9 protein-coding genes and 1 pseudogene are annotated in these 11,151 nt (G+C 59.3%); 8 read left to right on the forward strand and 2 right to left on the reverse strand.

All coding sequences use genetic code 11. The features are described from left to right. Positions 1-142 precede the first annotated feature (142 nt). From ACZYSM_RS13550 to ACZYSM_RS13570, 5 genes are all read left to right on the forward strand, one after another. On the forward strand, positions 143-1,120 hold the full coding sequence (locus ACZYSM_RS13550) for a 2-dehydro-3-deoxygalactonokinase (protein ID WP_489071989.1): 978 nt from the start codon (positions 143-145) through the stop codon (positions 1,118-1,120). Positions 1,121-1,151: 31 nt separating this feature from the next. Continuing rightward, positions 1,152-1,772, forward strand: a complete 621-nt coding sequence (locus ACZYSM_RS13555; RefSeq protein ID WP_489071990.1) for a 2-dehydro-3-deoxy-6-phosphogalactonate aldolase — start codon at positions 1,152-1,154, stop codon at positions 1,770-1,772. A 149-nt stretch (positions 1,773-1,921) separates the two neighbouring features. After that, entirely contained in the window at positions 1,922-3,070 is a 1,149-nt protein-coding gene (dgoD, locus tag ACZYSM_RS13560; RefSeq protein ID WP_489071991.1) for a galactonate dehydratase, read from the forward strand. Positions 3,071-3,305: 235 nt separating this feature from the next. Next, complete coding sequence (locus ACZYSM_RS13565) at positions 3,306-4,616, forward strand: MFS transporter (RefSeq protein WP_489071992.1); 1,311 nt, start codon at positions 3,306-3,308, stop codon at positions 4,614-4,616. 283 nt (positions 4,617-4,899) lie between these two features. Beyond that, on the forward strand, positions 4,900-5,703 hold the full coding sequence (locus ACZYSM_RS13570; RefSeq protein WP_489071993.1) for an IclR family transcriptional regulator: 804 nt from the start codon (positions 4,900-4,902) through the stop codon (positions 5,701-5,703). Position 5,704: 1 nt separating this feature from the next. Here ACZYSM_RS13570 and ACZYSM_RS13575 read toward each other — a convergent pair whose 3' ends face one another. After that, the gene (locus ACZYSM_RS13575) at positions 5,705-6,757 is read right to left on the reverse strand and encodes an NAD(P)-dependent alcohol dehydrogenase (protein ID WP_489071994.1); all 1,053 of its coding nucleotides are present in this window, start codon (positions 6,755-6,757) and stop codon (positions 5,705-5,707) included. A gap of 180 nt (positions 6,758-6,937) precedes the next feature. Here ACZYSM_RS13575 and ACZYSM_RS13580 point away from each other — a divergent pair, with 180 nt between their 5' ends. Then, a complete protein-coding gene (locus ACZYSM_RS13580) occupies positions 6,938-7,828 on the forward strand; it encodes an AraC family transcriptional regulator (protein ID WP_489071995.1) in 891 nt (296 codons plus the stop codon). Positions 7,829-8,011: 183 nt separating this feature from the next. Here ACZYSM_RS13580 and ACZYSM_RS13585 read toward each other — a convergent pair whose 3' ends face one another. After that, the gene (locus ACZYSM_RS13585; RefSeq protein ID WP_489071996.1) at positions 8,012-9,676 is read right to left on the reverse strand and encodes an electron transfer flavoprotein-ubiquinone oxidoreductase; all 1,665 of its coding nucleotides are present in this window, start codon (positions 9,674-9,676) and stop codon (positions 8,012-8,014) included. A gap of 558 nt (positions 9,677-10,234) precedes the next feature. On the opposite strand from ACZYSM_RS13585, the gene ACZYSM_RS13590 reads away from it, so the two are divergent. Both ACZYSM_RS13590 and ACZYSM_RS13595 read left to right on the forward strand, forming a co-directional pair. Next, on the forward strand, positions 10,235-10,984 hold the full coding sequence (locus ACZYSM_RS13590) for an electron transfer flavoprotein subunit beta/FixA family protein (RefSeq protein ID WP_489071998.1): 750 nt from the start codon (positions 10,235-10,237) through the stop codon (positions 10,982-10,984). After that, positions 10,985-11,151: pseudogene (locus ACZYSM_RS13595) on the forward strand (electron transfer flavoprotein subunit alpha/FixB family protein); the annotation flags it as partial.

Below are 11,151 nucleotides of genomic sequence, written 5' to 3' on the forward strand. Positions count from 1 at the left end.
CAGGGCGGACACTATTCTCGCGATCATATTCCCTATATATGGGACGTTAATTTATATATTGAGATTTGTTTCGCCTCAGGTTTATAGTCGTCTTCATCAGCTCTACGCACTCACTGCCCAAAAACAAATTTCAGGTGAAGCGATGCAGGCGCAATTGATCGCGCTCGATTGGGGGACAACCTCACTTCGGGCTTACAAACTCGCTGCTGGCGGCCAGGTGCTTGAACAGCGTTCGCTGTCGTCGGGAATCATGCAGTTGCCCAGCGTGCCGCGGATGATCGCCGGCCAGATGTGCACCGATGGTTTTGAATTGGCATTCGATGAGGCCTGCGGTGACTGGCTCGATGCGCAGCCCGACCTTCCAGTGATCGCGTGTGGCATGGTCGGCAGCGCCCAGGGTTGGCGTGAAGCCGCTTACTGCGACACCCCGGCGAATGTCGCCAACCTCGGCACCTCGTTGAAAACCCTACACAGCCTGCGCGGCGTCGATGTGCATATCGTGCCCGGCGTGATTCAGCGTTCGCGGTTGCCAAATGTCATGCGTGGCGAAGAGACCCAGGTCCTCGGCGTGTTGCAAAGTCTGCCGGCAGGGGCTGGCGACAACCTGCTGATCGGCTTGCCGGGCAGCCATTCGAAATGGGTAGAAGTGGCCGACGGCTGCATCGTGCATTTCGACACCTTCATGACCGGCGAGCTGTTCGCCGTACTCAGTGAGCACAGCATTCTGGGGCGCACCCAACAGCGCGGTGCGCCCTTTGATGGCGAGGCGTTTGATCGTGGCGTGCAGGTGGCGCTGTCCGCTGACGGCGAAATCGGTCCTCTGTCGACATTGTTCAGTGCGCGCAGTCTCGGTCTGACGGGCGAGCTGAGCCCGGCCGCACAAACCGACTATCTGTCGGGCTTGTTGATCGGCCATGAACTCGCGGCCCTCGCCAGTGTGCAGCGCCGTCGACGCAACAGCGCCCAGTTTCGGTCGATCATTCTTATCGGTAATTCCCAACTCTGTGCCCGCTACAGCCGGGCCCTCGATACCTGCGGTTTTGCTCAGGTGAGCCTGGCCGAACACGCCACCGAACGCGGTTTATGGCACCTGGCCGAAGCGGCCGGGCTGCTCGGCTGACCGTCGGCGTTCAACTACCAAGAGGTCTGACATGCTCAAGCAAGCACTGGCGAAAAACGGTCTGATCGCGATCCTTCGCGGCCTGCGTCCGCAAGAAGCGGCGGCCATCGGCGAGGTGTTGTATCAGGCAGGTTTTCGCGTCATTGAAGTGCCGCTCAATTCTCCTGAGCCGTACGAAAGTATCCGCATCCTGCGCAGCCTTTTGCCCGCCGATTGCCTGATCGGTGCCGGTACGGTGTTGACCCCGCAACAGGTCGAGCAGGTGAAGGCTGCGGGCGGGCAGGTGATCGTCATGCCTCATAGCGATCCCAAGGTGTTGCGTGCGGCTAAGGCGGCGGGTTTGTACTTGTCGCCTGGTGTCGCCACGCCGACCGAAGCCTTTGCCGCACTGGCCGAAGGCGCCGATGTTTTGAAGATGTTTCCGGCAGAGCAAATGGGCCCTGCGGTGGTCAAGGCGTGGTTGGCGGTGCTGCCGGCAGGGACGTTGCTGATTCCGGTAGGCGGGATTACGCCGGACAACATGCAGGTGTTTGTCGAGGCGGGCGTTAGCGGTTTTGGCCTGGGTTCCGGGCTGTTCAAGCCGGGGCTGACACCTGAAGAAGTAGCGGTCCGCGCCAAGGCTTATGTGCAGGCATGGAACGCGTTGCGTTAAGACTTTTTGGCGCCGATAGCGCCGCAATCCACTGTAGGAGCAGAGCTTGCTCGCGATGGCATCACTGCGGTGAAACAGGCAGACCGCGCCGTCTGCATCGCGAGCAATCGAGCGTCGACCGGCTGCTCCTACAAACAAGAGAGCTGACGATGAAAATCACCAAACTGACGACCTTTATCGTTCCACCACGCTGGCTGTTCCTCAAAGTCGAAACCGATGAAGGCGTGACTGGCTGGGGCGAGCCCGTGGTCGAAGGCCGAGCCCACACTGTTGCGGCGGCTGTTGATGAGCTGTCGGATTACTTGATCGGCAAGGACCCGCGCAACATCGAAGACATCTGGACCGTACTCTATCGCGGCGGTTTCTACCGTGGTGGCGCGGTGCACATGAGTGCTTTGGCGGGGATTGATCAGGCGCTGTGGGACATCAAGGGCAAGGCGCTTGGGGTCTCGGTCAGCGATCTGCTGGGCGGTCAGGTTCGCGACAAGATTCGTGTGTACTCGTGGATCGGCGGCGACCGTCCGGCTGACACCGCTCGGGCTGCCAGAGAAGCCGTCGACCGTGGTTTCACCGCGGTGAAAATGAACGGTACCGAAGAGCTGCAATTCGTCGACACCTTCGAGAAAGTCGATTTGGCACTGGCCAACGTCGCCGCCGTGCGTGATGCGGTGGGGCCGAATGTCGGCATCGGCGTGGACTTCCATGGCCGGGTTCACAAGCCTATGGCCAAGGTGCTGATGAAGGAGCTCGACGCCTACAAACTGATGTTCATCGAAGAGCCGGTGCTCAGCGAAAACTACGAGGCTTTGAAAGAACTGGCACCGCTGACCAGCACGCCGATTGCGCTGGGCGAGCGTTTGTTCTCCCGCTGGGATTTCAAACGGGTGCTCAGTGAAGGCTACGTCGACATCATCCAGCCGGATGCCTCCCATGCCGGCGGAATCACCGAAACCCGCAAGATCGCCAACATGGCCGAAGCCTACGACGTGGCGCTGGCGTTGCATTGCCCGTTGGGCCCGATTGCCCTGGCGGCGTGTCTGCAACTGGACGCGGTTTGCTACAACGCGTTTATCCAGGAGCAGAGCCTGGGCATCCATTACAACGAAAGCAATGACCTGCTGGATTACGTCAAGGATCCGCGGGTGTTCGACTATGAGAAAGGCTTCGTGAAGATCCCGAACGGTCCGGGCCTGGGCATCGAGATCAACGAGGAATACGTCATCGAACGCGCCGCCATCGGCCACCGCTGGCGCAACCCGATCTGGCGCCATGCCGATGGCAGTTTTGCCGAGTGGTAATCCCTGGCTGATTCACACAGATCACCATCGAATGGATCCCCTGTGGGGCAGCGCAAATCCTGTAGGAGCGAGCTTGCTCGCGATGACGTCGGCTCAGTCACTGAGGTTTTTTCAGGCAAACCGCGTCGGCCCAATCGCGAGCAAGCTCGGCTCCTACAGGGCTTGCGCAAATCCTTTGGGACTACGTCGTTTATACCTTCACCGCCCTCAATAACCATAAGAAGAGGCACTCCCCATGCAACCGGAAGTCTTTACCGGGCAGGCGTCGTTGGTGACGCCGAGCCGCAAGCGTTTTTTCATCATGGTGCTGTTGTTCATCACCGTGGTGATCAACTACCTGGACCGCAGCAACCTGTCGATTGCTGCCCCGGCGCTGACCAGCGAACTGGGCATCGATCCGATCCATGTCGGGCTGATCTTCTCCGCGTTCGGCTGGACCTACGCCGCCATGCAGATCCCCGGCGGTTGGCTGGTGGACCGAGTGCCGCCGCGCATCCTCTACAGCGTCGCGCTGCTGCTGTGGTCGGTGGCCACGGTGATGCTCGGTTTCGCCGCAAGCTTCATCGCGCTGTTCGTTTTGCGCATGGCCGTGGGCGCACTGGAGGCCCCGGCCTATCCGATCAACAGCCGTGTGGTGACCACCTGGTTTCCCGAGCGTGAGCGCGCGACGGCCATCGGTTTCTACACCTCCGGGCAGTTCGTCGGGCTGGCATTTCTGACGCCAGTGTTGGCCTGGCTGCAACATCAATACGGCTGGCACATGGTGTTCGTCAGCACCGGTGCGGTGGGGATTCTCTGGGCGGTCATCTGGTACGCGGTGTATCGCGAACCAAGGGATTTCAAGGGTGCCAATCAGGCAGAAATCGACCTCATCAGTGAGGGCGGCGGGCTGGTAGATATCCAGGCCGAGACGGCCAAGCGCAAGGCGCCGTTCAGTTGGACGGACCTGGGCATCGTGTTGAGCAAACGCAAGTTATGGGGCATCTACCTCGGCCAGTTCTGCCTCAACTCGACGCTGTGGTTTTTTCTGACCTGGTTTCCGACCTATCTGGTGAAATATCGCGGCATGGACTTCATCAAGTCCGGCCTGCTGGCGTCGCTGCCGTTTCTCGCGGCTTTCGTTGGCGTGCTCTGCTCGGGGTTCTTCTCCGACTGGCTGATCCGTCGCGGCGCGACGGTCGGCTTTGCGCGCAAGTTGCCGATCATTGGTGGGTTGCTGATTTCCACCTCAATCATCGGTGCCAATTTTGTCGAATCGACGCCGCTGGTGATTGCCTTCCTGGCGCTGGCGTTTTTCGGTAACGGGTTGGCCTCGATCACCTGGTCGCTGGTCTCGACGTTGGCGCCGGCACGCTTGTTGGGTCTGACCGGTGGAGTGTTCAACTTCATCGGCAATCTGTCGGCGATTACCACACCGATCGTTATCGGCTTTCTCGCCAGCGGCGACTCCTTCGCCCCGGCGATCACCTACATCGCCGTGCTGGCGTTGATCGGTGCACTGTCGTATGTGTTGCTGGTGGGTAAAGTGGCGCGGATCGAACTCTAGGGTACGCGCCCAATAAGTGACGGTCGCGCCGTCGCCCCTTAGATAACGAGGTTAGAGAGGCGTAATGAGGCTTGGGGCTTGGCCCTGCGGGTTGAAGCTGTGATCGCACCAGGCTGCGTTGCGGGACTTGAAGAGGCAATAAGCATCTCCTTCGTCCCGCGCCTTGCCTGACACGACCACAGATCCAACGCGATCCGCCACCTATCGGGAGTGCACCCTAGTAAGCGCAAGATCGGGCGACCATAATGCCGCCCGTTCTCTCGCTCATTGTTGAAGGCCGGATATGCAGGAAGACGCCCCAAAAAACGCCAAGGACGCCGCGCCGACGGGTACCCAGACGCTGCTTCGTGGTCTGGGTGTGGTTCAGGCCGTGGCCAGTGGTGCTCGCGACCTCAAGGAAATTGCCCGGCTGATCGGTACCACCCGCAGCACCACCCATCGACTGGCCAGTTGTCTGGTGGATGAGCGCTATTTGCGGGTAGTGCCGCAAATCGGTTATCTGCTCGGGCCCAAGCTGATCGAGCTGGGTTTCCAGGCGCGCGAAGAGTTGCCGTTGGTGACCCTGGCCGGGCCGTATCTGGATGAGTTGTCGGCGTTGACCGGCGATACCATTCACCTGGCGATCCGTGAAGACGATGACGTGCTGTACCTGCACAAGAATCCTGGGCGCAATGGTCCGGAAATGCGTTCGCGGGTCGGGCATCGCATGCCGTTGGCGCGCACCGGGATCGGCAAGGCGTTGATGCTCGATGACAGTCAGCAAGAGTGGCAGCGTCTGTACGAGATCAGCTTGCCGGTGGGCGGGAAGAATCTGTTATGGCCGCAGCACCCGGAGCAATCCTGGGAGCAATTTCAGCAGCGCATGCTGGAGTACGTGGCCGGCGGTTATGCGTTTGATCTGGAAGACAATGAACCGTCGATCCGCTGTGTCGCGGCGCCGGTACGCGATGCCAGCCGGCGAATCGTCGCCGGGATCAGCATCGCCAGTACCGTGCCCTATATGCCGCTGGAAAAAATGGCCGAGCTGATCCCGTTGATCAAACAGGTCGCAGCCCGGCTTTCTGCGGAGTTGGGGGCCAAGGCCTGAGTCAGACCTTCAGGGTCGCCATGTCGATGACGAAGCGGTATTTCACGTCGCCGTTGATCATGCGGGTGTAGGCCTCGTTGATGTCGCGGATGTCGAGCATCTCGATGTCGCAGGTGATGTCATGCTCGGCGCAGAAATCCAGCACTTCCTGGGTTTCTGCCATGCCGCCGATCAAGGATCCGGCCAGTACTCGACGTTGGGTCACCAGATTGGCTGCGTGCACCGGCGGATTCACCGGCTCGATCAGCCCTACCAGAATATGCACGCCGTCGAAGCGCAGGGTTTCCAGGTACGGGTTGAGGTCGTGCTGCACCGGAATAGTGTCCAGCAGGAAGTCGAAACTCCCGGCTGCAGCCTTCATCTGCTCAGCATCGGTGGAGACAATGACATGGTCCGCGCCTTGGCGACGACCTTCTTCAGCCTTGCTCGCCGAGCGCGTGAACAGGGTTACTTCTGCGCCCATGGCCTTGGCGAACTTGATGCCCATATGGCCGAGGCCGCCCATGCCAAGAATGCCGACCTTGTCACCGGGCTCGACGCCATAGTGCTTGAGCGGTGAATACGTGGTGATGCCAGCGCAGAGAATCGGCGCGGCGCTGGCCGGGTCGAGTTTCTCAGGGATGCGTACCACAAAGCGTTCGCTGACCACGATGCTGTCTGAATAACCGCCCATGGTGTTGCTACCGTCGACCCGATCCGGGGTGGCGTAAGTCATCGTCGGGCCTTCCAGGCAGTATTGCTCCAGGTCGGCGTGGCAGGCCTCGCAGTGACGGCAGGAATCGACCATGCAACCGACGCCGACCCAATCGCCGACTTTATGCTGGGTGACTTTCGCACCGATGGCGGTCACTTTGCCGACAATCTCGTGGCCGGGCATCAAGGGATAAACCGCGATGCCCCATTCGTTGCGCGCCTGGTGGATGTCGGAATGGCAGACGCCGCAGTAGAGAATCTCGATCGCTACGTCGTCGGGCCGAGGGCTGCGACGTTCGAAGGTCATGGGGGCGAGGGGAGCGGTGGGCGACTGAGCGGCGTAACCGATGGCGGTGTACATGGTGAACCTCGCAAAAGCAGTGACAAGTGAGGTGGGCCATTTTCCGCGCGGCCTTCTTGACCGGCCATGGCGATTCCTCCGCCTCTCATGCCTATTCCTCCGGCATTACCTGTCGATTGGCTGCATTGGCGGCAAGACCTGCGATGATGCTGTCATCCCTTTTTCCGTGAAGTTTTTGCCATGTTGTTAACCCGTCATCTCGACGCCAATGCCACCCTGGTTTCGCTGATTCAGCCGCTCGCCACTCGTGACGGTTTTATCCCTACGCGCTTACCCGGGGTGCAGATACTCAGGGCCAGCTGCGATGTCGCGCGCGGCCCGCAGATCTACGAGCCGAGCCTGATGATCATCGCCCAAGGCAGCAAACTGGCGTACTTGGGCCCGCGTACGATGGAATATGGCGCCGGGCATTACTTGATCCAGGCGCTGCCGGTGCCGTTCGAGTGCGAAACGTTTGCCGCACCGAATGCGCCGCTGCTGGGTGTTTCCATCGGCATCGATCGAGCGGTGCTTGGCGAACTGGTGTTGGCCATGGGGCTGACACCGGGCCGTCATACGCCGGCGCAGACACCGGAGTCCATGACCTCGGCGGTGCTCGACGACAGCATGCGCGGTTGTGTGGAGCGCCTGCTGCATTGTCTGCACGATCCGCTGGAGTGCCAGATCATGGGCAGCGCTCGTTTGCGTGAATTGCTCTTCGCCGCGCTACGTGGGCCGCAGGCGGACGTGTTGCGCGCACTGGTCGAGCAACAAGGGCAGTTCGCCCGGGTCGCGGCGTCCTTGAGTCACTTGCATGCGCATTACACCGAACCGCTGAACGTTGAGACGCTGGCCAGTTGCGCCAACATGAGTGCGTCGACCTTTCATGAGCATTTCAAGCGCAGCACTTTGCTGTCGCCAGTGCAGTATCTCAAGCGTTTGCGGCTGCTCAAGGCTCAGCAACTGTTGCTGGCCGAAGGCTTGGGTGTGGCGCAAGTCGCGCATCGGGTGGGGTATCAGAGCACGTCGCAATTCAGTCGCGAATATAAGCGCTACTTCGAGCGCAGCCCGGGGGATGAGCGCGCTGCTTGATACACCGAAGCCCTTTGTGGGAGCGAGCCTGCTCGCGATTGCGGTTTATCATCCAGCATTGATGTCGACTGACACATCGCTATCGCGAGCAGGCTCGCTCCCACATTGGCTTTGTGTTGCTGTCGGGATCACGGGCAACAAAAAGGCCCCCATTTTGGGAGCCTTGATGTTTAGCGATTCAACTTACATGTTCGGGTAAGTCGGCCCGCCAGCACCTTCCGGCGCAACCCAAGTGATGTTCTGCGAAGGGTCCTTGATGTCACAGGTCTTGCAGTGCACGCAGTTCTGGGCATTGATCTGGAAGCGCTTCTCGCCGTCTTCCTTGGTGATCACTTCATACACGCCAGCCGGGCAGTAGCGCTGAGCAGGTTCATCGTACAGCGGCAGGTTCTTGCTGATTGGAATGCTCGAATCGGTCAGCTTCAGGTGGCACGGCTGCTCTTCTTCATGGTTGGTACCCGAGATGAACACCGAGCTGAGTTTGTCGAAGCTGAGTTTGCCGTCGGGTTTCGGGTAGTCGATCTTCTTGCAGTCGGCGGCCAGCTTCAGGCAGGCATAATCCGGCTTGGTGTCGTGCAGGGTGAACGGCAGTTTGCCGCCGAAGATGTTCTGATCGATCCAGTTGAAACCGCCGCCGACGATAGCGCCGAACTTGTGGATCGCCGGGCCGAAGTTACGGCTGGCGAACAGTTCGTCGTAGAGCCAGCTGGCTTTGAACGAGTCAACATAAGTATTCAGCTCATCGCCGCCTTCGGAACCTGCAAACAGCGCGTCTGCAACAGCGTCTGCGGCGAGCATGCCGGACTTCATCGCAGTGTGGCTGCCTTTGATTTTGGCGAAGTTCAGGGTGCCGAGATCGCAACCGATCAGCGCGCCGCCCTTGAAGACCATTTTCGGCAGCGAGTTCAGGCCGCCTTTGCTGATGGCGCGGGCGCCGTAACTGATGCGCTTGCCGCCTTCCAGATACTGCTTGAGTACCGGGTGATGCTTGAGGCGCTGGAACTCGTCGAATGGCGACAGATAAGTGTTGCTGTAGGACAGGTCGACGATCAGGCCGACGACCACCTGGTTGTTTTCCAGGTGATAAAGGAAGGAGCCGCCAGTGTTCTCGGTGCCCATGATGTCCAGCGGCCAGCCGGCAGTGTGGACCACCAGACCTGGCTGATGCTTGGCCGGATCGATTTCCCAGATTTCTTTCAGGCCGATGCCGTAGTGCTGAGAGTCGGCGTCGCTGTCGAGGTTGAAGCGCTTGATCAGTTGCTTGCCGATGTGTCCACGGCAGCCTTCGGCGAACAGCGTGTATTTGCCGCGCAGTTCCATACCTGGGGTGTACAGGCCTTCTTTCGGTTGGCCTTCGCGGTCGACGCCCAGATCACCGGTGATGATCCCGCGGACCACGCCGTTCTCGTCGAACAGCGCTTCTTGAGCGGCGAAGCCCGGGTAGATTTCTACGCCCAGGTTCTCGGCCTGCTGGGCCAGCCAGCGGCACAGGTTGCCCAGGGAGATGATGTAGTTGCCTTCGTTGTGCATGGTCTTGGGCACAAAGAGGTCAGGAATCTTGGTAGCGCTGTCGGCGTTTTTGAGGACGAAAATGTCGTCACGCGTGACTGGCGTGTTCAGCGGGGCGCCGAGTTCCTTCCAGTCCGGGAACAGTTCGTTCAGCGCGCGCGGTTCGAAAACGGCACCGGACAAGATGTGAGCACCGACTTCGGAGCCTTTCTCGACCACGCAGACGCTGATTTCCTTGCCTGCTTGGGCGGCCTTTTGCTTTAGTCGGCAGGCGGCAGACAGGCCAGCGGGGCCGGCACCGACGATGACCACGTCGAATTCCATGTATTCGCGTTCCACAGACTATCTCCTACTCAAGGCTCAACAGTTTTTTTTCTAATTGGAGGTTTGATGTCGCATCCATTATTTCCTACGCACCTGCGCAGAGGAGACAATGGATGAACCACCTTTCTCTCTAAGCGGCGCATTATATCTACACCACTCTCAGCGTCCAATACAAACGTTTGTTTGAATTTGCTGGAAGCCAGATAAATCAAAGAAGCGCGGCTTATAACTGACCATTTTGCCGTATTGACCGGAATAGGTGTTCCGGTCAATATACGGTCGGTTTTGCGCTCGCCGTAGGCTGACTGTTGGTTTCAAGAGCACCTCTAAAGACAGGGTGAAGGCAGTACAAGGTGACGCGTTGCGCAGGTTTGGCGCGAAGTTTACACGCCGCGATAAAGAATGACTTGTCGGTCACCACTGACGAGCGGTCATTACTCCCGTGAGCAGGGTCATTTGTTATGCCGTTGTAGTAAGCCCCGGCGTTTTTAGAGGTGCCCTTGTACCCGATGAGCATCAACCGCCAGGTTCGCCTAGGCGACTTTCTTTTCACCGGAGAGTAACGAGGAATCCATGAAGGTTCTTGTAGCTGTCAAACGAGTGGTCGACTATAACGTCAAGGTTCGCGTCAAAGCGGATAACTCCGGCGTCGACCTCGCTAACGTCAAGATGTCGATGAACCCGTTCTGCGAAATCGCAGTGGAAGAAGCCGTACGCCTGAAAGAGAAAGGTGTTGCGACTGAAATCGTCGTCGTCTCCATTGGTCCGTCCACTGCTCAAGAGCAGCTGCGTACCGCTCTGGCGCTGGGTGCCGATCGTGCCATCCTCGTCGAATCCGCTGATGAGTTGAACTCGCTGGCTGTGGCCAAGCTGCTCAAGGCTGTGGTCGACAAGGAACAGCCACAGCTGGTGATCCTTGGCAAACAGGCCATCGACAGCGACAACAACCAGACTGGCCAGATGCTCGCGGCATTGAGCGGCTACGGTCAGGGCACGTTCGCTTCGAAAGTCGAAGTCAGCGGCGACAAAGTGGCCGTGACCCGTGAAGTCGACGGCGGCGCGCAGACGGTCTCCCTGAGCTTGCCGGCGATCGTCACCACCGACCTGCGTTTGAACGAGCCGCGCTATGCGTCCCTGCCAAACATCATGAAAGCCAAGAAGAAGCCTCTCGAAGTGCTGACTCCGGAAGCTTTGGGCGTTTCTACCGCCTCCACCACCAAGACCCTGAAAGTCGAAGCGCCGGCTGCACGCAGCGCGGGTATCAAGGTCAAGTCGGTGGCTGAACTGGTCGAGAAACTGAAAAACGAAGCGAAGGTAATCTAAATGACTATCTTGGTTATTGCTGAACACGACAACAAAGTGGTGGCCCCGGCCACGCTGAACACCGTTGCTGCTGCCGCGAAAATCGGTGGTGACATTCACGTTCTGGTAGCGGGCGCCAATGTGGGCGCGGTAGCTGAAGCGGCTGCAAAAATCGCTGGCGTGGCCAA

This window comes from Pseudomonas sp. F220 (genome assembly GCF_057813935.1).

Coding starts and splice junctions, on each gene's coding strand:
- dgoD (WP_489071991.1), top strand. CDS start 1,922: ATGAAAATCACCAAACTGACGACCTTTATCGTTCCACCACGCTGGCTG.
- ACZYSM_RS13565 (WP_489071992.1), top strand. CDS start 3,306: ATGCAACCGGAAGTCTTTACCGGGCAGGCGTCGTTGGTGACGCCGAGC.
- ACZYSM_RS13555 (WP_489071990.1), top strand. CDS start 1,152: ATGCTCAAGCAAGCACTGGCGAAAAACGGTCTGATCGCGATCCTTCGC.
- ACZYSM_RS13550 (WP_489071989.1), top strand. CDS start 143: ATGCAGGCGCAATTGATCGCGCTCGATTGGGGGACAACCTCACTTCGG.
- ACZYSM_RS13590 (WP_489071998.1), top strand. CDS start 10,235: ATGAAGGTTCTTGTAGCTGTCAAACGAGTGGTCGACTATAACGTCAAG.
- ACZYSM_RS13570 (WP_489071993.1), top strand. CDS start 4,900: ATGCAGGAAGACGCCCCAAAAAACGCCAAGGACGCCGCGCCGACGGGT.
- ACZYSM_RS13580 (WP_489071995.1), top strand. CDS start 6,938: ATGTTGTTAACCCGTCATCTCGACGCCAATGCCACCCTGGTTTCGCTG.
- ACZYSM_RS13575 (WP_489071994.1), bottom strand. CDS start 6,757: ATGTACACCGCCATCGGTTACGCCGCTCAGTCGCCCACCGCTCCCCTC.